Genomic DNA, 20,805 nt, shown 5'->3' with positions numbered 1-20,805 from the left:
CGTGCCTGCATGTTCAAACCCCTTCCCGTAGCGATTGGTCTGCGTTACCTGCGCGCCAAGCGCCGCAATGGCTTCATCTCCTTCATCTCGATGGCATCGATCCTGGGCATCGCGCTCGGCGTCACGGTGCTGATCACCACGTTGGCGGTGATGAGCGGTTTCCAGAAGGAAATCCGCAGCCGCCTGCTGCAGATGACCGCGCACACCACCATCAGCCGCGACGGCGAGCCGATGCCGGACTGGATGCGTGTGGTCGACGTGGCCAGCAAGGACCCGCGCGTGGCCGGCGCCGCACCGTACATCGAGATCCAGTCGATGATCAGCGGCCCGCGCGTGCAGGGCGCGATCATCCAGGGCATCGACCCGGCCCTGGAGCCGAAGGTGTCGGTGATCGACAAGAAGGTCACCAAGGGCAGCTACGACAGCCTCAAGCCGGGCAGCTTCAACCTGCTGCTGGGCAAGGAACTGGCGATCTGGCTGGGCGTGGACGTGGGCGACCAGGTGCTGGTGACCTTCGCCGAAGTACAGGGTACGCCTGCCGGTGCGGTGCCACGGATGAAACGCTTTACCGTGAGCGGCCTGTTCGAAGCCGGCTACAACGAGGTCGACCGCGGCGTCGGCTTCGCCAACATGAAGGACCTCGAGCGCGTGCTGCGGTCCGATGGTGCTACTGGCGTGCGGTTGAAACTGCACGACATGGACCGTTCGCTGGAAGTGGGCGTGGACCTGGCACAGAACCTCGGCGGCGCCTACCGCGTGAGCGACTGGACCCAGCAGAACGCCAACCTCTACCACTCGCTGCGCATGGAAAAAGTGGTGATGGGCATCCTGTTGTCGCTGATCATCGCCATGGGCGCCTTCAACCTGGTGTCCTCGCAGGTGATGCTGGTCACCGACAAGCAGGCCGACATCGCCATCCTGCGCACGCTCGGCCTGACCCCGGGCGGGGTGATGCAAGTGTTCATGGTGCAGGGCTCGCTGATCGGCATCTTCGGCACCTTGGCCGGGCTGATCGGCGGTATCACCCTGACCCTCAACCTGGAACGCATACTCGGTGCCATCGAGAGCGTGTTCAACGTCAAGCTGATGCCGGAGGATGTCTACTACATCACCGGCCTGCCGACCGACATGCAGACCGGCGACGTGGTGGCGATCACCGTAGTCGCGTTGCTGATGAGCTTCCTGGCCACCCTGTATCCCGCCTGGCGGGCAGCACGCACCCAGCCGGCGGAGGCCCTGCGTTATGAATAAGGTCTTCAACCGCGGCGATGAGGTGATCCGCGCCGAAGCACTGGGCAAGACCTACGCCGAAGGTCGCATGCAGACCCCGGTGTTCGATGGACTTGGCCTGACCGTGACCGCCGGCGAGACGGTGGCGATCATCGGTGCCTCCGGTGCCGGCAAAAGCACGCTGCTGCACCTGCTGGGTGGGCTGGATACTCCGACCGCTGGCGAGGTCTACGTGACCGGCCAGCGCATGTCGACGCTGTCAGATACGGCGCGTGGCCTGCTGCGCAACCAGGCGCTGGGCTTCGTCTACCAGTTCCATCACCTGCTGCCGGAGTTCACGGCGCTGGAAAACGTGATGATGCCGGTGCTTCTGACTGGCACCGCGGTGGCCGAGGCGAGCATCCGGGCCACCACGCTGCTGGAAGCGGTCGGCCTCGGCCATCGCCTGGACCATAAGCCGGGCGAGCTGTCCGGTGGCGAGCGCCAGCGTGCTGCGGTGGCACGAGCACTGGTCAATCACCCGGCCTGCGTGCTCGGTGACGAGCCGACCGGCAACCTGGATGACCGCACGGCGGCCACGGTGTTCGAGCTGATGCTGGAACTGAATCGTGCGCGTCACACCAGCCTGGTGCTGGTCACCCACGACCGCAGCCTGGCGCGTCGCCTGGACCGGGTGCTGGAGCTGCGCGAAGGGCGCCTGCACGCACTGGCCCACGCCGACGTCTGAGGCGCCGGGCCCGCTTTGGTAGAAGCCGACCCTGGTCGGCTGCTCCTGCAGGGCAAACGCCAACCAAGGTTGGTGACTACGGGAATCCGGAGCCTTGGGTCTGCTCTGGTAGAGGTTGACCTTGGTCGACCGCCGACCGCCGACCGGCGCCTGAATGGGGCTGCCGGTCGTCGCGCCGGCGTTGCCAGCCCAGGCGCATGATGGCGACAGTTCCCCGAGGAGATCGCCATGAAGACCCCGATCCTGATGGCCGGACTCTGCCTGGCGCTGGCCGCCTGCGCGACCACCGGCCGGCTCAGCAGCGCCGAGAAGCTTGACCTTTACCGTGCCCACGCCGGTGCGCCGCAGAACGACATGCAGTTCTTCGGCGCCCTCAATGGCTGGACCGAACTGGGCGACAGCGCGCTGGCGGTATGGACGCGTCCCAGTGAAGCCTATCTGCTGGAATTGAGAGGCGCGTGCCAGGACCTGCCATATGCCACAGCCATCGGCCTGACCAGCCAGATGAATCGTGTTTCGGCGCGCTTCGACAAGGTGCTGGTGCGCGACCCCACGGGCGGTCCACGCATGCCGTGCTTCATCGACAGCATCCGCAAGCTGGACGTGAAGGCGCTGCGCACGTCGGAGCAGGAGCTGCGCCAGGCGCAGGTGCAGGAGCGCGAGGAAAACACGAAATAGCGCGGTAGTGCCGGCCGCTGGCCGGCATCGCGCAGATGCCAGGTTGCCGGCCAGCGGCCGGCACTACCTGTGCGTCAGGCTTCCGGGGTGAAGCCTGCCGGCTTTTCCGCGTCCTTCTCGAACAGGAACTTGACCAGTTCGCCTTCAAGGAACGCGCGATGTTCCGGCGTGCGCGGCGACAGGCGGTTTTCGTTGATCAGCATGGTCTGGTGCGCCAGCCATGCGGCCCAGGCCTGCTTGCCGATGTTGTTGAAGATGCGCTGGCCCAGCTCGCCGGGGTAGGGCACGAAGTCCAAACCTTCGGCATCGCGTTGTTCGTACTGGCAGAAGACGGTTCGGGGCATGGCACTCACTCGTGGTTGCGGGGTTTCTTGGTAGTTCGTTTCGGCGTCTTGATCGTGGCGCCGTCGAGCAGTTTGCGGATCGGCGCCGGCAGGCCCAGTGCGGGCAGTTCATCGACGGCGACCCAGCGCAGCGTGGGTTCTTCTACCCGCAGGCCGTGCACCTGCCGCGACAGTACCTGAAGGTGCAGCCTGTAGTGGCTGAAGGTGTGCTGCAGTACCGGCAGCTCTTCGGCATCTTCCAGCGAGCCGTCGACATGGGCATCGAACCAGTCCTGAAGCACGCTGCCGGCGTCGGCCTGCGGCAGCGTCCACAGCTGCGCCCAGATGCCGGTGTCCGGCCGCTTCTGCAGCAGCACGCGCTGCTGGGTGTCGCGCAGCAGCAGGGCCACTGCTTCGCGCTCGGGCAGGGTTTTGCTGGGCTTGTGCGTGGGTAGTTCAGCGGTGCGGCCTTCACGGCGCGCCACGCACGCGTCCTGCAGCGGGCAGATCACGCAGGCGGGTTTGGCGCGGCTGCATACGGTCGCGCCCAGGTCCATCTGCGCCTGGGTGTAATCGGCCATGCGCCCGGCCGGCACCTGCGCCACGTGCGCCTCGGCCATCGCCCACAACTGCTTCTCGATGGCCGGCAGGCCCGGGAAGCCGTCGATGCCGTGGTAGCGGCTGAGCACGCGCTTGACGTTGCCATCGAGGATCGCGAACGGGTCGTTCCAGGCCTGGCTGAGGATCGCGCCAGCGGTGCTGCGGCCGATGCCGGGCAGCGCGTGCAACGCGTCGAAATCACGCGGCAGATCGCCGCCGTGCAGTTCCACGCAGCGCTTTGCAGCGGCATGGAGGTTGCGTGCGCGGGCGTAGTAGCCGAGCCCCGCCCACTGCGCCATCACCGCGTCGTTGCTGGCGGCGGCGAGGTCGGGCAGGGTCGGGAAGTGCTGCAGGAACCGCTGGAAGTACGGGATGACCGTGGTCACCTGGGTCTGCTGCAGCATGATTTCCGACAACCAGACCCGATAGGGGCTGCGCGGATGCTGCCAGGGCAGGTCGTGGCGGCCGTGGTCGTCGAACCAATGCAGCAGGTGGGCGACGAAGTCGTCGGTCTGCGTGGTTCCGGCGCTGGCGTGCGGCTGGCGGGGCATCGGTATTCCGGAGGTGGGCAGCCACCCATGGGGTGGCTCTACTGTGGTGGGTGCCGCCGCGATGAACCCCGCGTGGCCCGGAGCGCAGTAGAGCCACGCCATGCGTGGCTGCACGGTGTATCAGCCGCCCAGCGCTTCGGGCAGCAGGGCGTCGACGAAGGCTTCCGGGTCGAACACGCGCAGGTCTTCCGGGCGCTCGCCGATGCCGGCGAAACGGATCGGAATGCCGAACTCGCGGGCCAGCGCGAACACCACGCCGCCCTTGGCAGTGCCGTCCAGCTTGGTCACCACCAGGCCGGTCACGTTCACCGCAGCGTTGAACTGGCGCAGCTGCGACAGCGCGTTCTGGCCGGTGGTGCCGTCGATCACCATCAGTACTTCGTGCGGTGCAGTGGCGTCGATCTTGCCGAGCACGCGGCGGATCTTGCCCAGCTCGTTCATCAGGCCGGACTGGGTGTGCAGGCGGCCGGCGGTATCGGCGATCAGCACCGAGGTGCCGCGGGCCTTGCCGGCCTGCAGCGCATCGAATGCCACCGAAGCGGCATCGGCGTTCTGCCCTTGGGCGACCACGGCCACGCCGTTGCGCTCGCCCCAGGCCTGGAGCTGTGCGACGGCGGCGGCGCGGAAGGTGTCGCCGGCGGCCAGCATCAGGCTGTGGCCCTCATCCTTGAAGCGCTTGGCCAGCTTGCCGATGGTGGTGGTCTTGCCGACGCCGTTGACGCCGACGGTCAGCACCACGAAGGGCTTGGCGTTGCGGTCGATCACCAGCGGCTTGGCCACCGGCTGCAGGATTGCGATCAGTTCGCTGCGCAGTGCGGCCAGCAGGGCGTTGGCATCGGCGAACTCGCGCGACTTCATGCGCTTGCGCAGGCCCTCGACCAGATCGGTGGTGGCACCCACGCCGACATCGGCGGTGATCAATGCGGTTTCCAGCTCGTCCAGCAGGTCGTCGTCGAGCTTGGGGTTGCGCGAGAACAGGCCGCCAAAACTGCGCGCGATGACGCTGTTGCGCAGGCGCTCGCGCCAGCCGGGCTTGCCGGCAGTTGCAGGCACGGCATCGACCGAGGCGGCGGCCGGCAGGTCGTCGGTGGCCGGTACCGGTGCGGGTGCCGGTTCGATGGCCGGGGTCGCGATGGGGGCGACGTCGATCTGCGCCGCCGGCGCTGGAGCGCTCGGCGCCGGAGCTGCCGGAATCTGTGCTATCGGAGCCGGAACCACCGGAATGGGCTCGACGGCGACCGGAGCGATCGTCGGCGGCTCGACGGTAGCAGGCGCAGCCGGAGGCGCTACTGGGACCGGCTCCTTGTCCTCGGCCGGCGCGGCCGACGGGAACGCCGCCGCCAGCTCTTCAGCCGAGTAGTGCTGGGTCTTGGGAGCCTCCGTTGCGGGGGCATCCTGGGGCTTCTTGCGGCGGAAAAAACTGAGCATTGGCAAAAGGCGCTGAAATCAGAGGGATATGCTACCACTCGGGCCTGTCGGGCCGATGTGGACTCAAGGTCGCGGCCCGCCGGCCGTTAACCGGTCCGGAGGGCTGCGCGGAGCGGCCCGGAGACCGCCATGAACAACGTGATGGGAATCGCCCTCAGCGGGATGCGTGCGGCCCAGCAGGGCGTGCAGGTGGCCGCGCACAACGTGGCCAACCTGGCGACTCCCGATGCCCAGCGCCTGCAGCTGCAGCGTAGTGCTGTGGAGCAGGGCGGGGTGCAGGCCGCGGTGACCCCTGCCGGCGCCGATGTCAGTGCACCACTGGGAGATCTGCTGGCAGCGAAAGCCGAAGTGGTGGCCTTCGCCGCCAATGCCACGGTGATCCGTCGCCAGGACCAGATGCTGGGCTCGCTGCTGGATCGGGAGGTCTGAGCCGCCCGGCTTTGGTGGGTGTCAACCTTGGTTGACACGCTCGCCCCCCTGGTGGGTGCCAACCTTGGTTGGCACGCTTTTTGGGCGCCAACCAAGGTTGGCCTCTACCAGAGCATCGCCGGGTAGACCGGGCCGTGCCCGGCGACCACCCTGTCGATCAGGCCGACAGCTCCAGCAGCAGCTTGTTCAGGCGCGCCACATAGGCGCCCGGGTCCTTCAGGCTGTCGCCGGCGGCCAGCGCGGCCTGGTCGAACAGCACCCGGCCCAGATCGTCGAAGCGCGCGCCATCGGCTTCGGCATCGAGCTTGGCGATCAACGGATGACCCGGGTTGATTTCCAGCACCGGCTTGCTGTCCGGCACCTTCTGCCCGCTGGCTTCCAGGATCTGGCGCATCTGCAGGCCCAGGTCCTGTTCGCCGATGGCCAGCACCGCCGGCGAATCGGTCAGGCGGTGCGACACGCGCACTTCGGCCACGTCATCGCCCAGCACCGTCTTCAGTCGCTCGACCAGGCCCTGCTTGTCCTTCGCTGCCGCTTCCTGCTCCTGCTTGTCCGCTTCGGTTTCCAGCGCGCCCAGGTCCAGGTCGCCACGGGCGATGTCGACAAAGCCCTTGCCGTCGAAATCGGTCAGGTAGCCCATCAGCCACTCGTCGATGCGGTCGGTCAGCAGCAGCACTTCCACGCCCTTCTTGCGGAACACTTCCAGGTGCGGGCTGTTGCGCACCTGGCTGTAGCTCTCGCCGGTCAGGTAATAGATCTTGTCCTGGCCTTCGGTCATGCGGCCGAGGTAATCGGCCAGCGACACGCTCTGTGTATCGCCGTCGCCACGTGTGGAGGCGAAGCGCAGCAGGCCGGCCACCTTCTCGCGGTTGTTGTAGTCCTCGGCCGGGCCTTCCTTCAGCACCTGGCCGAATTCCTTCCAGAACGTGGCGTACTGCTCGGGCTTGTCGGCGGCCAGCTTTTCCAGCATGTCCAGCGAGCGCTTGGTCAGCGCGGCCTTCATCGAGTCGATGACCGGACCGGACTGCAGGATCTCGCGCGAGACGTTCAGCGACAGATCGTTGGAATCGACCACGCCCTTGATGAAGCGCAGGTACAGCGGCAGGAACTGCTCGGCCTGGTCCATCACGAACACGCGCTGCACGTACAGCTTCAAGCCCTTGGGCGCATCGCGGTGATACAGGTCGAACGGCGCGCGGCCGGGCACGTACAGCAGCGAGGTGTACTCCAGCTTGCCTTCAACCTTGTTGTGGCTCCACGCCAGCGGATCGCTGTGGTCGTGTGCCACGTGCTTGTAGAACTCGGTGTACTCGGCGTCGCTGATCTCGGTGCGCGGGCGGGTCCACAGCGCGCTGGCGCGGTTGACGGTTTCCCACTCGCCGGCAGCGCCTTCTTCGCCTTCCTTCGGCATCTGGATCGGCAGGCCGATGTGATCCGAATACTTCTTGAGAATGCTGCGCAGGCGCCAGCCATCGGCGAAGTCGTGCTCGCCATCCTTCAGGTGCAGCACGATGCGGGTGCCGCGTTCGGCCTTGTCGACGGTGGCCACTTCGAAATCGCCTTCGCCGCGCGAGGTCCAGCGCACGCCTTCGCCCGCAGCCAGGCCGGCGCGGCGCGAGGTTACTTCCACTTGGTCTGCAACGATGAAGGCACTGTAGAAGCCGACGCCGAACTGGCCGATCAGCTGCGAGTCCTTCTTCTGGTCGCCGGACAGCTGGCGCAGGAAGTCGCCGGTGCCGGACTTGGCGATGGTGCCGAGGTGGGCGATGGCTTCGGCGCGGCTCATGCCGATGCCGTTGTCTTCGATGGTGATGGTGTGGGCGGTGGGGTCGAAGCTGACGCGCACGCGCAGTTCGCTGTCGCCTTCCAGCAGGGCCGGCTGGGTCAGGGCCTCGAAGCGCAGCTTGTCGGCGGCGTCGGCGGCATTGGAGACCAGCTCGCGGAGGAAGATTTCCTTGTTGGAGTACAGCGAGTGGATCATCAGCTGCAGCAGCTGCTTGACTTCGGTCTGGAAGCCAAGGGTTTCGGTCTGGGTGGTCTCGGTCATCGATAAGGCTCCATGTGCAATGCCGCGCCAGCGCGTGCGGCCTCGCCAAGGGGTATGGCTGATTGTCCCGAAATCAAGGGGTTGGTCGGCAGGGCTTGCAGCCCTGCACCTGCAGAGGCCGAAGCAACATCAGCAACAGCAACAGCGGGCTATCCGTGGGATGGCGGGGCGGTGTGGGTTGGCAGGACACGCCGTAAACCCCCAGGCCGGCCCAGCCGCTAGCGGCTGGGCGTTCGGGCGCTTACGAAGCAGTGCTTCGCAAGCAAAGCGCCCTCACCCCTGGGGGCTCGATGGCGCCATCCATGGCGCCAACGGTCCTGCCAACCCACACCGCCCCGCCTCTGACAGGTTCACTCGGCTGTTGGTGGGTGTCGACCTTGGTCGACACATTTGTCAGATATCCAAATAAATCTGGGGTCAGACCCGTTTTCCGCAGGAAAACGGGTCTGACCCCAAGACAAGAGACGTTCCGACAGATCGCAGGAAATTGTCGAAGGCGGGGTGGGTCAGGTTGTGGGGGTGTCCGCGGCATGGATGCCGCGGCCAAGCCCCCAGGGACGGCTTCACGGCGTCCCCCACAACCTGACCCACCCCGCCAACCCACAGGAAACCAGCTTTTGAAGTTGCTTCGGCCGTTGCTTCGGCTTCTGCGGGTTCCGGGCGCCGCCCGGACGACTACAATCCCGCTCATGCTGAATTTCTCGAACAACCCCCGCCGGGGACGCCGATGAGCGGCCGTGGCGGCAATGACGGTCAGGTCCGCATCATCGGCGGTCGCTGGCGCAATACCCGCCTGCCGGTCCCGACCTTGCCGGGGCTGCGGCCCAGCAGTGACCGCGTGCGCGAGACCCTTTTCAACTGGTTGATGCCCAAACTGGGCGGCGCGCGGGTGCTGGACCTGTTCGCTGGCAGTGGTGCGCTGGGCCTGGAGGCGGTCTCGCGTGGTGCCGCCCACGCCACCCTGGTCGAGCGCGACGCGCAGCTGGGACGCAATCTGACCGCGGCCGTGGCCAAGCTGCAGGCCGCCGACCAGATCACCGTCGTGCAGGCCGATGCCCTGCGCTGGCTGCAAGGGGCGCAGGCGCAGCAGGCCGATCTGGTCTTCATCGACCCGCCGTTTGCCGATGGCCTGTGGCAGGACGTGCTGGCCCAGCTGCCGCGGCATCTGGGCGCCGATGCCTGGCTGTACCTGGAATCGCCGGCCGGGCACGTACCGGTGCTGCCGCCGGACTGGCTGCTGCACCGCGAGGGCGGCACCCGCGAGGTGCGCTTTGCCCTGTACCGCCGTGCCACTGCTACACTTTGACCTCATCTGAACATCTGCAACCGCCCATGACCGTGGCCAATCGCCGCATTGCCGTTTACCCCGGCACGTTCGACCCCATCACCAATGGTCATATCGACCTGGTGAGCCGGGCCGCGCCGCTGTTCGAAAAGGTCGTGGTCGGCGTGGCGCAGAGCCCGTCCAAGGGCCCGGCGCTGCCGCTGGAGCAGCGCGTGCAGCTGGCACGTGGCGCACTGGGCCACCACAGCAACGTCGAGGTCATCGGCTTCGATACCCTGCTGGCCCATTTCGTACGTTCGGTCCAGGGCGGGGTGCTGCTGCGCGGCCTGCGCGCGGTGTCCGACTTCGAGTACGAGTTCCAGATGGCCAGCATGAACCGCCATCTGATTCCCGAGGTCGAGACCCTGTTCCTGACCCCGGCCGAGCAGCACAGCTTCATTTCGTCCTCGCTGGTCCGCGAGATCGCGCGCCTGGGCGGCGACGTGTCCGGTTTCGTGCCGGCCGCGGTGCTCGAAGCCCTGCGCAAGGTCCGCGAAGCGAAGTCGGCACAGTCGTAAGCCCCCGCTGTACCCGCACCCCATTACGTACAACACCACGCACCATTCCGGGAGGAAACCCATGAACACCACCATGCGCGCGATGCTGATCGCTTCGTTGGCCCTGGCCTTCACCGCTTGCAAGAAGGAAGAGGCCGCTCCGGTCGACGAGGCCAAGCAGGCCCTGGTCGCTCCGTCCAAGGACGACGATGCAGGCTGGAAGAAGTACCTGCAGGAAGTGGCGATCCAGAACATGGGCAACATCACCAACAGCCCGTTCCTGTACTACCTCTCGCCGGAATCGGATCCGGACTTCCAGGCCAAGTACGAGCGCCAGACCGAGAGCGCGACCCAGGCCGTGGCCCGTGGCGTGCAGCCGGGCAACATGCTGGCCTTCGGTTCGTCGGCCTCGGGCAAGATGGCGGACATGATCCAGGCCGTGTTCAAGGACGTGTCGCCGGATTCGATGAAGGGCGTGCGCGTCGTCTTCATCGGCCAGTCGGCCGACAACGCCCGCGTGCAGGCTGCGATCCAGCCGACCGGTGCCGAGTACATTTTCGTCGAAGCCAAGTAATACCGAGCCATGGCGGCCATGCTCCGGCATGGCCCGGGCGGCGTCCTGCAAGGGCGCCGCTGATGACCTGACCGGCCCGCGCGCCCGCGCTGGCCGGTCCTTTGTCCCAGGGCGCGGGCGAGGAGTATCGCCGTGTCGCTGAAAATCAACGAGCTCTGCGTCAACTGCGACGTATGCGAGCCGGCCTGCCCGAACCAGGCCATTGCGATGGGTGAAACCATCTACGTGATCGACCCTGCGCGCTGTACCGAATGCGTGGGTCATTTCGACGAGCCACAGTGCGTGGTCGTCTGCCCGGTCGAGTGCATCGACCCGGACCCGGAGATCGTGGAAACGGAAGACCAGCTGCTGGCCAAGCTGCGCCAGCTGCAGCACGATCACCCCGAACTCTACGCGGAGCCCCCATCCGAATGAAGACGCTGATCGTCCGCCCCCTGTTGCTGCTCGGCCTGCTGCTGAGCCCGATTGCCTGGGCCGACAGCCCGGCCCGTGCCGAGCGCCCCGATGGCGCGGCCATTGCCAGCGGCCACGCGCTGGCCACCCAGGCCGGCATCGATATCCTGGCCCAGGGCGGCAACGCCTTCGACGCCGCGGTGGCGGTATCGTCCACGCTGGCGGTGGTCGAGCCGATCAGTTCCGGGCTGGGCGGTGGTGGCTTCTTCCTGCTGCACGACGCGGCCACCGGCAAGGACGTGATGCTGGACGCGCGCGAGACCGCGCCGGCCGCGGCAACTCCGCAGGCCTTCCTCGACAAGCAGGGCAACCTGGATCGTGATCGTTCGGTCAATGGTGCCTGGTCGGCGGGTATTCCCGGCCTGCCCGCAGCGCTGGTCGAGCTGTCGGCCAAGCACGGAAAGCTGCCCCTGTCAGCGTCGCTGCAGCCGGCCATCCGCATCGCGCGCGAAGGCTTCCCGGTGTACGACCGCATGGCCAAGGGCTATGCCTCGCGCCGTGAAGTGATGGAGCGCTATCCCGGCACGCGCGAGGTCTACCTGCGCAACGGCAAGCCGATCGCCAGCGGTGACCTGTTCAAGCAGCCGGAACTGGCGCAGACGCTGGAGCGCCTGGCTGCGGGTGGCTTCGATGGGTTCTACAAGGGCCAGACCGGAAAGCTGCTGCTGGCCGGCGTGAAGCAGGCCGGCGGCAAGTGGACCGCTGAAGAGCTGGCTGGCTATCGCGTGAAGCAGCGCGAACCGATCGTGTTCAACTACAACGGCTGGAAGATCACCACCGCGCCGCCGCCGTCGTCCGGTGGCATCGCGCTGGCCAGCATGCTGCAGATCCTGGAAGGCTGGGACATCAAGAAGATGGACCCGGCGCACCGCACCCACCTGGTGGTGGAATCGATGCGTCGCGCCTACCGCGACCGCACCTTCTTCCTCGGCGATCCGGACTTCGTGCAGATCCCGCAGAAGGTGCTGACCAGCAAGGACTACGCACAGGGCCTGCGGGCGACCATCCATCCGGAGAAGGCCACGCCCAGCGACCTGCTGTCGGGCAACCCGACGCCGCTGGAAGATGACGAGACCACGCACTTCTCGATCATCGACCGTGACGGCAACCGTGTCGGCGCCACCCAGACCGTCAACCTGCTGTATGGCTCGGGGCTGATTCCCAAGGGCACCGGCGTGCTGCTGAACAACGAGATGGACGACTTCGCGCTGAAGCCGGGCACGCCCAATGCGTTCGGCGTGATGGGCTATGAAGCCAATGCGCCGAAGGCGGGCAAGCGCATGCTCAGCTCGATGACGCCGACCTTCATGGAGAACGCCGACAAGGTGGTGGTGCTGGGCACGCCGGGTGGCAGCCGCATCATCACCATGGTGCTGCTTGGCATCCTCGGCTATGACGACGGCCTGGATGCGCAGCAGGTTGCCGCGCTGCCGCGCTACCACCACCAGTGGCTGCCGGACCTGATCGAAGCCGAGGACGATGCGTTCGATGCGGCGACGGTGAAGCAGCTGCAGGCGATGGGTCACAAGATCGACCTGCCGGGCGACGTTGCCGCAGGCGGCCGCGGGTCCAGCCATGTGTGGGGCAACCTGCAGACCGTGGAATGGGACCGCAAGGCGAACACGCTGTTCGGCGGCAGCGACCCGCGCAATCCGGTGGGCAGTGCCCAGGTCGTACCGGCACACTGATCCGCTCGTGCCGGCTGCTGGCCGGCAAACCGGCCGACTACCGAAACCCCGCCTTTGCCGGCGGGGTTTTCTGTTTCCCCTTCTAGCGATTATTTAACGAGCCGGCAACGATAATCGACACATGAAACTCTGGTCTATTCGTGGAAACTCGCAGCGCCTTGATGGCGGCGCGATGTTCGGCAACGCGCCGCGCGCGTTGTGGGAAAAATGGGCGGCACCGGACGAGCTCAATCGCATCGAGCTGGCCTGCCGCGCGCTGCTTGCCAGCCCGCTTGAAGGCAAGACGGTGCTGTTTGAAACCGGTATCGGCGCGTTCTTCGATCCGCGCATGCGCGAGCGCTACGGCGTGCAGGAAAGCCAGCATGTGCTGATCGATTCGCTGCGCGAAGCCGGCTTCGAGCACGAGGATATCGACGTGGTGGTGCTCAGCCACCTGCACTTCGATCATGCCGGTGGCCTGCTGGCGGCATGGAGCGAAGGGCGTGAGCCCGAGCTGCTGTTCCCCAACGCAACCTATGTGGTCGGCGCGCAGCATTGGCAGCGCGCCGTGCAGCCACACCCGCGCGATCGCGCCAGCTTCATTCCGGAACTGCCGGGCCTGCTGCAGGCCAGTGGCCGGCTGGAAGTGGTGGACGGGGAGTACTCGAAGGCGCTCGGCCGCAGCGTACGCTTCAGCTACAGTGACGGGCATACGCCGGGGCTGATGCTGGCCGAGATCGTCGGACACGCGCATGCCGGCGAAAGTGCGCATGGTGGCGTGGTGTTCTGTGCCGACCTGATCCCGGGGCGCTCATGGGTACATGTGCCGATCACCATGGGCTACGACCGCAATGCCGAGCTGCTGATCGACGAGAAGCGGCAGTTCCTTGAAGACAAGCTGGCGCGCAACGTGCGGTTGTTCTTCACCCACGACCCGCAGGTGGCGTTGGCGCAGCTAGGCAGGGATGACAAGGGACGTTTCGTGACCCTGCACGAACAGGGCGAGCTGAAGGCACGCGCCCTGGGGTAATGAAAAGGCCGGGCAATGCCCGGCCTTTTACTGATGACGGTGTATCCACGCCATGCGTGGATGGCGTTTTATCCGGACACGACGATTACGACGCCTTCAGGCAGCTGCTCATGAAGGTCTTGCGCGCATCACCCGCCAGTTTCTTCGCGCCGGCATCGGCGTTGCACTTGCGCATGCGCTCCTGCTGCGGATTGGCCGCCTTGGTCTCGGCGGCGTGGCCGCTGAGGCAGGAGCTCTGTGCAGTCTTGTAGGCATCACCCTTCAAGCCCTTGTTCTTGGCCGAGCAGTCGGCCATGCGCTGCTGCTGCGGAGTGGTGGCATTGGCAGCCAGGGGCAGGCCGACCAGCAGGACGGCGGCCAGCAGGAAAGAGGCTTTCATCGGGAGCTCCAAGGGTGGCGGGTGGGCGGAGCATTCGCTTCCAGCCTGCAAGGCCACGTGAAGAATCACGCCATTGCCGCGCCTGCTTGCGGCAACGTTCAGATCGGCGTATTACTTAGCCATATGGGTAAGTGTGATCCAGCCATTCAAGAGGTCTTCCAGGCACTGGCCGACCCGACCCGTTGCGCGATCGTGGCCGCGTTGGGGCAGGGGCCGCGCACGGTATCGATGCTGGCCGAGCCCTTCGAGATGGCTTTGCCCTCGCTGATGAAACATCTGGCCGTGCTGGAACGCAGTGGCGTGGTGAGCAGCCGCAAGCAGGGGCGCGTACGCACCTGCGAACTGGTGCCGGCGCGGCTGAGGCAGGCCGAACAGTGGCTGGCCGAACAACGTGCCGTATGGGAGGCGCGCGCCGACCGCATGGTCGATTTCGTCGAAACCCTTCACCGACAGGAGCAGGCCCATGGCCGTAGACGCAGGCAACAACCCTGACACCGATCTGGTCATCAGCCGTGTGCTGAACGCACCGCGTGCAGCCTTGTGGCGGGCCTGGACCGACCCGGAACTGCTGCGCCAGTGGTGGTGCCCGAAGCCCTGGACCACCGAGGTGCGTGCATTCGACCTGCGCCCCGGCGGGGCCTTCCACACCTTCATGCAAGGACCGGATGGCGGCAGTAGTGACAACCCGGGCAGCTTCCTGGAGATCGTGCCGCAGCAGCACCTGGTGTTCACCTCGATGCTGGGTGCGGGCTGGCGACCGCAGTCCCCCTGGCTGGGCTTCACCGCCATCATCACCATGGAGGACGAGGGGCAGGGCTGCCGCTACACCGCGCGGGTAATGCACCCGGACAAGGCCCTGCGTGACCAGCATGAGCAGCTGGGCTTCTTCGACGGCTGGAACACCGTCATCGGCCAGCTGGAAGCCTTCGCGGCCGGTCTGTAATGCCGTGCCTGGGGTCAGATCCCTTTCGCTGTGAAAGGGCGCTGACCCCGGTTCGCCGGATCAGCCGACGCGGGTACCGAAGATACGGTCACCGGCATCGCCCAGGCCCGGCAGGATGTAGCCCTTGTCGTTGAGCTGGGCGTCGATGGCCGCGGTGTAGATCTCCACGTCCGGGTGCACGGCCTTGACCGCTTCGATGCCTTCCGGCGCGGCGACCAGGAAGATGCCCTTGATGCGGCGGGCACCGGCACGCTTGAGCATGTCGATGGTGGCGATCAGGGTGCCGCCGGTGGCCAGCATCGGGTCCAGGATCAGCGCGTCGCGCTCTTCCAGGCGGCCGGTCAGGCGCTCGAAGTAAGGCACCGGCTGCAGGGTTTCCTCATCGCGCTGCAGGCCCACTACGCTGACGCGGGCGGCCGGGATCAGCGACAGCACGCCGCTGAGCATGCCCAGGCCGGCGCGCAGGATCGGCACCACGGTGATCTTGGCGCCCGCAATGCGCTGCACGGTGACCGGGCCGGACCAGCCGGGCAGGGTGTGCGGCTCGGTGTCCAGGTCGGCGGTGGCCTCGTAGGCCAGCAGCGTACCCAGCTCGTTGGCCAGTTCGCGGAAATCCTTGGTGCTGAGCGCAGCGTTGCGCATCAGGCCGATCTTGTGCTGCACCAGCGGGTGGCGCACTTCGACGATCTTCATGGTCGGAAGGGGGGAGAAGGAGAGAGGGCGCCATTTTGCCGGATTGGCGGGCCGAACCCAAACCTGGCCCGGGGCGGTGTTACTCGAAATGTGCAGGCGCATGTCACGGCCATGCAACCTTGCGGACATACCGTGCAGACCCATTCTTAACAGGAATGGGGATTCCCAGTGCATATCAAGACTCCGTTGGCCGTTGCCATCACGCTGACCCTGGCAATGGGGGTGGCAGCACCGCTGCAGGCCGCCGGGCAGCAGGCGGTAGCCGCCACCGGCGCCGTGGCGTCCGACGCGGTCGACCTGGACCGCATCGAAGTGCGCGCCCAGCTCGAATCGCAGATCCGCGCGGTCGACCTCAAGCGCAGCAGCGATGCCATCGAGGACGCGGTGTCCTCCGATGCCCTGGGCCAGTACCCGGACAAGAACGTGGCCGAGTCGCTGCAGCGCCTGCCGGGCATCAGCGTGACCCGCGACCAGGGCGAGGGCCGTTTCGTGGTCATCCGCGGCCTGGACGCCAACCTCAACAGCGTCAGCGTGGACGGCATCGCCATCGGCACGCCGGAGGATTCCAGCCGTGCCGCGCCGCTGGACGTGATTCCGTCCGACTCCACCGAGCGTCTGCGCGTGGTCAAGTCGCCGACCCCGGACATGCCCGGCGATGCCATCGGCGGCGCCGTGCTGGTGGAATCGGCCTCGGCCTTCGACCGTGACGGTCGCAGCCTGCGTGGCAAGATCGAAGGCAGCCACCAGCAGCTGTCCGGTGAAACCAGCCCCAAGGCCGCCTTCAACTACAGCGAAGTGTTCAACGACACCTTCGGCGTGGCACTGGGCGTGAACTACCAGAAGCGCACGTTCGAATCGGACAACACCGAAGTGGAGTACGACGATGTAAGCGGCAACAAGGACCTGACCACTACCCGTCCGGGTGATGTCACCGCGATCAACCTGCAGCACCGCAAGTACGAGATCGAGCGCAAGCGCATCGGTGCCAACCTCAACCTCGACTGGCGCCCGAATGAAGACAGCAAGTACTACCTGCGCACGCTGTACAGCCAGTTCGACGATGCGGAGACCCGCCAGCGCGTGATCTTCAATTTCGACGAAGCGAAGATGGTCAGGACCGGCACCGACCAGTACCGCCTGGATGGCATGTCGGAGGATTCCATCGACAAGCGCATGCGCTATCGCACCAAGAAGGAAAACACCTTCGCGGCCAGTCTCGGTGGCGAGAACAAGCTGACCAACGCCGTGGTCGATTACCGGATCGGCTACACCCGTACCGAAGAGCGCGTGAACGACGAGATGGAGGCGCGCTTCAAGCTCAACGGAAAAGCCTTCAACGGCACCCTGGACCAGCGCAGCCGCCTGCCCAGCTACAGCTTCGACAACCCGCAGTGGCTGGACAACAGCAACTACGCGTTCGATCGTTTCGTGCTCTCGCCCAAGCAGGTGAACGACAAGGAACACAGCGCGCAGGTCAACGTGCGTTTCGACGGCGACAGCAGCAGCATCAAGTTCGGCCTGCTGGGCCGCTGGCGCGACCGCGACGTGAATGTGGACGAGCGCGAACTGCGTGTCGGCCCGAAGGTGGCGCTGTCGAGCTGGAGCACCTCCTCGCCCGAACACCGCCACGGCAATATGGGTGACGGCATGGATTCGGCCGCGATGCGCGCCTTCTGGGCGGCCAATGGCGGCCAGTACAGCGCCCGTCCGCAGGACGCCGGTGGCAACGCGATGACATCGCTGGAAGAAGATTACGTGGCCAGCGAAGACATCTTCGCAAGTTATGCGATGGGCACCTGGGATGTGGGCGCGCTGCGCATCATCGGCGGTGTGCGCGTGGAAAACACCCAGTTCAAGGCGGTCGGCAACCAGGTGGACGTGGCCGCCAACGGTCGCAGCTTCACCGTCACTCCGCGGGTGGCCAACAGCAGCTATACAAACGTGCTGCCGGGCCTGCACCTGCGCTATGACGCGGCCGATGACTGGGTGCTGCGTGCCTCGGCCAACAAGACCGTGTCGCGGCCGTCGTTCGGTGACATCTCGCCGCGCGTGGGCTACAGCCGAGGTGATGGGGACGTGCGCCTGGGCAATCCGGAACTGGACCCGTACGAGTCGAAGAACATCGACCTGTCGGTGGAAAAGTACATTGGCAGCACCGGCATCGTCTCGCTGGGCCTGTTCCACAAGTCGATCGATGGCTACATCGTGGAGACCGTGCGCACCAATGATCCGGCCTACGGCGGCCTGGACGTGACCCAGCCGATCAACGGGCGCAAGGCCACCGTGCGTGGCGCGGAATTCAACTGGCAGCAGCAGCTGGCCTTCCTGCCCTCCGGTCTGGATGGGCTGCTGGTTGGTGCCAGTGGTACCTGGCTGGATACCAAATTCGATGCCGGCATCAAGGACCGTGCAGGCGAGGATTTCACGCTGCCGCGCGCCTCCAAGCATGTCTACAGTGCACACATCGGCTATGAAAAATACGGTGTGAGCACGCGCCTGGCGGCGGTATACCGCAGCGAGTACCTGGACAGCATCGGCAAGGGCCGTGCGTTCGACATCTATGTTGCACCCAACACCCAGCTCGATTTTTCGCTGGACTACAAGTTCACCCCGCGCGTGAGCATGTACTTCGAAGCGCAGAACCTGCTGGACAAGCCGCTGGAGCTGTACCAGGGCACGCGTTCGCGCACCCTGCAGATGGAAGAGTACGGCCGCACCTATGCGCTGGGCCTGAAGGTGGCACTGTGATGGGGCGTGGCATTGCCGTTCTGGCCGCCGCGCTGGCGCTAGCACTGGCTGCCGGCTGCACGCCGGCCACCGGCAACGATCCGGTTGCGGGAGCGGCCGCGCCGGCCGCCAGTGGCGAGCGCGTGGTGACCACCATCGCCGAAGCCTTCCTTTCGCCGATGACCCCGGCTGACAACATCGACTCGCCGGCGGCCTGGCGCGCTCCGGATGGCATGCTGTGGCTGATCGCCACCGCAAAGGCAACCGACAAGCTGGTGGTCTACGACGGCAGCACCGGCCAGCACCTGCGTGACGTCGGCAGCAGCGGCACCGCACCGGGGCAGTTCGACCGCCCAAACGGCATCGCGGTGATCGACGATCTGCTGTGGATCGTGGAGCGCGACAATCATCGCGTGCAGGTGTTGAGCCTGCCGGACTTCGCGCCGCTGGCGACGTTCGCTGCGGACGACCTGCGCAAGCCGTATGGGCTGTGGGTCGACCGCCGTGCCGATGGCTACAGCGTCTACGTCACCGACTCCTGGGACAACGGCGAGGATGCGCAGGGGCGTGACATCCTGCCGCCGCTGGCCGAGCTGGACAAGCGCGTGCGCCAGTACCACGTGACCCGCAATGGTGCGAAGGTCGAGGCGAAGCTGGTGGCCAGCCTCGGTGATACCACCGAGGCGGGAGCGCTGCGCGTGGTCGAGTCGATCTGGGGCGACCCGGACAACGACCGTCTACTGATCGCCGAAGAGGACGAGAGCTACGCCAGCGAGTTCAAGGTCTACACCCTGGCGGGCCGCTTCACCGGCACCACCTTTGGTCGCGACGTGTTCAAGGCGCAGGCTGAAGGCGTGACTCTGCGTACCTGCGGCAAGGACGGCTGGTGGATCACCACCGAACAGGGCAAGCAGCGCAGCGTGTTCCACCTGTTCGACCGGCACACGCTGAAGCCGGTCGGTGCGTTCCAGGGCAATACCGTGGCCAACACCGATGGCATCTGGATGATGCAGCAACCCAGCGCGCGCTTCCCGCACGGTGCGCTGTATGCCGTGCATGACGACCAGGGCGTGGTGGCGTTCGACTGGGAGAGCATCGCCAAGCAGTTGGCGCTGCCGCTGGAGTGTGGCGCATGAGCGGGCACTGCGTGATGCGTGCGCTGGCGCTGGGCCTGCTGCTGGCGTTGCCGTCGCTGTCGTTCGCAGCGGTCGAACCGAACGCCCAGGTGCCGGCGGGCAGCCGCCACTACGCAGCGACGGCGGTGCCGGATCGCATCGTCGCCTCGCCAGCTGTCGATCCCAGCCATGGGTTCGCCGTGGCCTGGCGTACCGACGGCAGCGTGCAGGCACCGCTGCTGGAGATTGCCCTCGCCGGGGATTCGCCGGCCATCGAGGGCATCCGCCAGGTGCGTGCGACGACCCGCGCGCTGCAGACCGAGAACGGTCTGTCGCACCACCATCGTGCAGATATCGATGGCCTGCAGCCGGATAGCCAGTACGTCTACCGCGTGCAGGGCAATGGCAGCTGGAGCGCCTGGAACCAGTTGCGCACGCTGGCCGCGGCCGACCAGCCGCTGACCCTGCTGTACTTCGGTGATACCCAGAACAAGAACGTCAGCCATGTCAGCCGGGTGGTGCGTGCCGCGCAGAAGGCCGCACCGCAGGCACGCATGAGCCTGTTTGCCGGCGACCTGGTCAGCGGCGGTGACAACATGGATGACAGCGAGTGGGGCGAGTGGTTTGCTGCGACCAGCTGGCTGGCGCAGGAAACCCTGGTAGCCCCGGCGATCGGCAACCACGAGTATTTCGAGGAATTCGAGGACACCCCGCAGGAACGCCGCGTGCTGGGCAAGCATTGGCCGGTGACGTTTGCGCTGCCGGGCAATGGCGCAAACGCCGCGCAGCAGACCAGCTACTGGTTCGATGCGCAGGGCGTGCGCGTGGCCGTGGTCGATGGCACTTCGGCACTCGACCTGGGCACCGCCAAGGCACAGGCGCAGTGGCTGGACAAGGTGCTGACCGGCAATCCGCAGCCGTGGACCATCGTGCTGCTGCACCAGCCGTTCTACTCGCCGCGCGAAGGTCGCGAGAACGCCGCGTTGCGTGACGTGCTGCTGCCGGTGGTACGCCGCCACAACGTCGACCTGGTGTTGCAGGGTCACGACCACACCTATGGCCGCCGTGGTGAAGGGCAGGCCGCGACGCCGCAGTATGTGGTTACCGTGGCGGGGCCGAAGCAGTATCGCCTTTCCGACGAGGCGCGCAGGACGATGGACCCGGTGGCCGAAGACACCCAGCTGTTCCAGGTGTTGAACATCGATCCGCAGCACCTGCGCTATGAAGCACGCACCGTGACCGGCCGTCTCTACGACGCCTTCGAACTGCGCCGCGATGCCAACGGTGGCAAGCAGCGCACGGAGCTGACCGAAGGCCGCATCACGCCACGCGACTGCCCGCGTGCACAGACCGCCAAGGGTCGTGCCGACCGCTGCTGGGAATGAGGACG

21 protein-coding genes are annotated in these 20,805 nt (G+C 66.3%); 15 read left to right on the top strand and 6 right to left on the bottom strand.

Going from position 1 to position 20,805, the window contains the following annotated elements; genetic code table 11:
* Positions 1-9: 9 nt before the first annotated feature.
* From EKL94_RS10895 to EKL94_RS10885, 3 genes are all read left to right on the top strand, one after another.
* Positions 10-1,251, top strand: coding sequence for a lipoprotein-releasing ABC transporter permease subunit (locus tag EKL94_RS10895; protein WP_126929114.1), 1,242 nt, complete (start codon positions 10-12; stop codon positions 1,249-1,251).
* The gene (lolD, locus tag EKL94_RS10890) at positions 1,244-1,957 is read left to right on the top strand and encodes a lipoprotein-releasing ABC transporter ATP-binding protein LolD (RefSeq protein WP_126929113.1); all 714 of its coding nucleotides are present in this window, start codon (positions 1,244-1,246) and stop codon (positions 1,955-1,957) included. The genes EKL94_RS10895 and lolD overlap by 8 nt, the downstream gene beginning before the upstream one ends.
* A 228-nt stretch (positions 1,958-2,185) precedes the next feature.
* On the top strand, positions 2,186-2,635 hold the full coding sequence (locus EKL94_RS10885; protein ID WP_126929112.1) for a DUF6491 family protein: 450 nt from the start codon (positions 2,186-2,188) through the stop codon (positions 2,633-2,635).
* 74 nt (positions 2,636-2,709) lie between these two features.
* Here EKL94_RS10885 and EKL94_RS10880 read toward each other — a convergent pair whose 3' ends face one another.
* The 3 genes from EKL94_RS10880 to ftsY all read right to left on the bottom strand — a co-directional run bounded on the left by EKL94_RS10880 (position 2,710) and on the right by ftsY (position 5,537).
* Entirely contained in the window at positions 2,710-2,979 is a 270-nt protein-coding gene (locus EKL94_RS10880; protein WP_014036808.1) for an oxidative damage protection protein, read from the bottom strand.
* A gap of 5 nt (positions 2,980-2,984) precedes the next feature.
* The gene (mutY, locus tag EKL94_RS10875; RefSeq protein WP_126929111.1) at positions 2,985-4,109 is read right to left on the bottom strand and encodes an A/G-specific adenine glycosylase; all 1,125 of its coding nucleotides are present in this window, start codon (positions 4,107-4,109) and stop codon (positions 2,985-2,987) included.
* 120 nt (positions 4,110-4,229) lie between these two features.
* Positions 4,230-5,537: a signal recognition particle-docking protein FtsY gene (ftsY, locus tag EKL94_RS10870; RefSeq protein ID WP_126929110.1), complete on the bottom strand. Its 1,308-nt coding sequence runs from the start codon at positions 5,535-5,537 to the stop codon at positions 4,230-4,232.
* A 129-nt stretch (positions 5,538-5,666) separates the two neighbouring features.
* Here ftsY and EKL94_RS10865 point away from each other — a divergent pair, with 129 nt between their 5' ends.
* Positions 5,667-5,966, top strand: coding sequence for a hypothetical protein (locus EKL94_RS10865; RefSeq protein ID WP_126929109.1), 300 nt, complete (start codon positions 5,667-5,669; stop codon positions 5,964-5,966).
* A 157-nt stretch (positions 5,967-6,123) separates the two neighbouring features.
* Here the strand turns inward: EKL94_RS10865 and htpG are convergent, their stop codons facing one another.
* Positions 6,124-8,013, bottom strand: coding sequence for a molecular chaperone HtpG (gene htpG, locus EKL94_RS10860; protein WP_126929108.1), 1,890 nt, complete (start codon positions 8,011-8,013; stop codon positions 6,124-6,126).
* Between the two features lie 727 nt (positions 8,014-8,740).
* On the opposite strand from htpG, the gene rsmD reads away from it, so the two are divergent.
* From rsmD to EKL94_RS10825, 6 genes are all read left to right on the top strand, one after another.
* Positions 8,741-9,319: a 16S rRNA (guanine(966)-N(2))-methyltransferase RsmD gene (gene rsmD / locus EKL94_RS10850; protein WP_126929107.1), complete on the top strand. Its 579-nt coding sequence runs from the start codon at positions 8,741-8,743 to the stop codon at positions 9,317-9,319.
* Positions 9,320-9,345: 26 nt separating this feature from the next.
* Positions 9,346-9,855 carry a pantetheine-phosphate adenylyltransferase gene (coaD, locus tag EKL94_RS10845; protein WP_008267036.1) on the top strand — a complete coding sequence of 170 codons (510 nt, stop codon included), beginning with the start codon at positions 9,346-9,348 and terminating at the stop codon, positions 9,853-9,855.
* 61 nt (positions 9,856-9,916) lie between these two features.
* Positions 9,917-10,408 (top strand): hypothetical protein, encoded by a 492-nt coding sequence (locus EKL94_RS10840; protein ID WP_004153167.1) that lies wholly within the window; start codon positions 9,917-9,919, stop codon positions 10,406-10,408.
* Positions 10,409-10,540: 132 nt separating this feature from the next.
* Complete coding sequence (locus EKL94_RS10835; protein ID WP_004153175.1) at positions 10,541-10,822, top strand: YfhL family 4Fe-4S dicluster ferredoxin; 282 nt, start codon at positions 10,541-10,543, stop codon at positions 10,820-10,822.
* On the top strand, positions 10,819-12,549 hold the full coding sequence (gene ggt, locus EKL94_RS10830; RefSeq protein ID WP_126929106.1) for a gamma-glutamyltransferase: 1,731 nt from the start codon (positions 10,819-10,821) through the stop codon (positions 12,547-12,549). Before EKL94_RS10835 ends, ggt begins: the two co-directional genes overlap by 4 nt.
* Positions 12,550-12,670: 121 nt before the next feature.
* Positions 12,671-13,558, top strand: a complete 888-nt coding sequence (locus EKL94_RS10825; RefSeq protein WP_019338337.1) for an MBL fold metallo-hydrolase — start codon at positions 12,671-12,673, stop codon at positions 13,556-13,558.
* Between the two features lie 85 nt (positions 13,559-13,643).
* On the opposite strand, the gene EKL94_RS10820 is transcribed toward EKL94_RS10825, so the two are convergent.
* Positions 13,644-13,937 carry a PsiF family protein gene (locus EKL94_RS10820; protein WP_126929105.1) on the bottom strand — a complete coding sequence of 98 codons (294 nt, stop codon included), beginning with the start codon at positions 13,935-13,937 and terminating at the stop codon, positions 13,644-13,646.
* A 57-nt stretch (positions 13,938-13,994) separates the two neighbouring features.
* Here EKL94_RS10820 and EKL94_RS10815 point away from each other — a divergent pair, with 57 nt between their 5' ends.
* Both EKL94_RS10815 and EKL94_RS10810 read left to right on the top strand, forming a co-directional pair.
* Positions 13,995-14,429, top strand: a complete 435-nt coding sequence (locus tag EKL94_RS10815; protein ID WP_260473416.1) for an ArsR/SmtB family transcription factor — start codon at positions 13,995-13,997, stop codon at positions 14,427-14,429.
* Complete coding sequence (locus tag EKL94_RS10810) at positions 14,401-14,880, top strand: SRPBCC family protein (RefSeq protein ID WP_126929104.1); 480 nt, start codon at positions 14,401-14,403, stop codon at positions 14,878-14,880. Before EKL94_RS10815 ends, EKL94_RS10810 begins: the two co-directional genes overlap by 29 nt.
* A 60-nt stretch (positions 14,881-14,940) precedes the next feature.
* Here EKL94_RS10810 and upp read toward each other — a convergent pair whose 3' ends face one another.
* Positions 14,941-15,573 carry a uracil phosphoribosyltransferase gene (gene upp / locus EKL94_RS10805; protein WP_126929103.1) on the bottom strand — a complete coding sequence of 211 codons (633 nt, stop codon included), beginning with the start codon at positions 15,571-15,573 and terminating at the stop codon, positions 14,941-14,943.
* Between the two features lie 216 nt (positions 15,574-15,789).
* On the opposite strand from upp, the gene EKL94_RS10800 reads away from it, so the two are divergent.
* The 3 genes from EKL94_RS10800 to EKL94_RS10790 are packed head-to-tail and all read left to right on the top strand — an operon-like array spanning position 15,790 to position 20,800.
* Complete coding sequence (locus EKL94_RS10800; RefSeq protein ID WP_440087542.1) at positions 15,790-18,321, top strand: TonB-dependent receptor; 2,532 nt, start codon at positions 15,790-15,792, stop codon at positions 18,319-18,321.
* Positions 18,321-19,436 carry an NHL repeat-containing protein gene (locus tag EKL94_RS10795; RefSeq protein ID WP_126929101.1) on the top strand — a complete coding sequence of 372 codons (1,116 nt, stop codon included), beginning with the start codon at positions 18,321-18,323 and terminating at the stop codon, positions 19,434-19,436. The genes EKL94_RS10800 and EKL94_RS10795 overlap by 1 nt, the downstream gene beginning before the upstream one ends.
* On the top strand, positions 19,433-20,800 hold the full coding sequence (locus EKL94_RS10790; RefSeq protein WP_126929100.1) for a purple acid phosphatase family protein: 1,368 nt from the start codon (positions 19,433-19,435) through the stop codon (positions 20,798-20,800). The genes EKL94_RS10795 and EKL94_RS10790 overlap by 4 nt, the downstream gene beginning before the upstream one ends.
* Positions 20,801-20,805 lie beyond the last annotated feature (5 nt).

The sequence above is a fragment of the Stenotrophomonas maltophilia genome (assembly GCF_003970865.1).
GTDB lineage: Bacteria > Pseudomonadota > Gammaproteobacteria > Xanthomonadales > Xanthomonadaceae > Stenotrophomonas > Stenotrophomonas maltophilia_AR.
The sequence above is the reverse complement of the archived record's forward strand: the minus strand, read 5'-3'. Positions and strand labels throughout refer to the sequence as shown.

Bases quoted from the DNA above. Each gene is read 5' to 3' on its own strand.
- EKL94_RS10895 (WP_126929114.1), top strand. From the start codon at position 10: ATGTTCAAACCCCTTCCCGTAGCGATTGGTCTGCGTTACCTGCGCGCC.
- lolD (WP_126929113.1), top strand. From the start codon at position 1,244: ATGAATAAGGTCTTCAACCGCGGCGATGAGGTGATCCGCGCCGAAGCA.
- EKL94_RS10885 (WP_126929112.1), top strand. From the start codon at position 2,186: ATGAAGACCCCGATCCTGATGGCCGGACTCTGCCTGGCGCTGGCCGCC.
- EKL94_RS10880 (WP_014036808.1), bottom strand. From the start codon at position 2,979: ATGCCCCGAACCGTCTTCTGCCAGTACGAACAACGCGATGCCGAAGGT.
- mutY (WP_126929111.1), bottom strand. From the start codon at position 4,109: ATGCCCCGCCAGCCGCACGCCAGCGCCGGAACCACGCAGACCGACGAC.
- ftsY (WP_126929110.1), bottom strand. From the start codon at position 5,537: ATGCTCAGTTTTTTCCGCCGCAAGAAGCCCCAGGATGCCCCCGCAACG.
- EKL94_RS10865 (WP_126929109.1), top strand. From the start codon at position 5,667: ATGAACAACGTGATGGGAATCGCCCTCAGCGGGATGCGTGCGGCCCAG.
- htpG (WP_126929108.1), bottom strand. From the start codon at position 8,013: ATGACCGAGACCACCCAGACCGAAACCCTTGGCTTCCAGACCGAAGTC.
- rsmD (WP_126929107.1), top strand. From the start codon at position 8,741: ATGAGCGGCCGTGGCGGCAATGACGGTCAGGTCCGCATCATCGGCGGT.
- coaD (WP_008267036.1), top strand. From the start codon at position 9,346: ATGACCGTGGCCAATCGCCGCATTGCCGTTTACCCCGGCACGTTCGAC.
- EKL94_RS10840 (WP_004153167.1), top strand. From the start codon at position 9,917: ATGAACACCACCATGCGCGCGATGCTGATCGCTTCGTTGGCCCTGGCC.
- ggt (WP_126929106.1), top strand. From the start codon at position 10,819: ATGAAGACGCTGATCGTCCGCCCCCTGTTGCTGCTCGGCCTGCTGCTG.
- EKL94_RS10825 (WP_019338337.1), top strand. From the start codon at position 12,671: ATGAAACTCTGGTCTATTCGTGGAAACTCGCAGCGCCTTGATGGCGGC.
- EKL94_RS10820 (WP_126929105.1), bottom strand. From the start codon at position 13,937: ATGAAAGCCTCTTTCCTGCTGGCCGCCGTCCTGCTGGTCGGCCTGCCC.
- EKL94_RS10810 (WP_126929104.1), top strand. From the start codon at position 14,401: ATGGCCGTAGACGCAGGCAACAACCCTGACACCGATCTGGTCATCAGC.
- upp (WP_126929103.1), bottom strand. From the start codon at position 15,573: ATGAAGATCGTCGAAGTGCGCCACCCGCTGGTGCAGCACAAGATCGGC.
- EKL94_RS10800 (WP_440087542.1), top strand. From the start codon at position 15,790: ATGGGGGTGGCAGCACCGCTGCAGGCCGCCGGGCAGCAGGCGGTAGCC.
- EKL94_RS10795 (WP_126929101.1), top strand. From the start codon at position 18,321: ATGGGGCGTGGCATTGCCGTTCTGGCCGCCGCGCTGGCGCTAGCACTG.
- EKL94_RS10790 (WP_126929100.1), top strand. From the start codon at position 19,433: ATGAGCGGGCACTGCGTGATGCGTGCGCTGGCGCTGGGCCTGCTGCTG.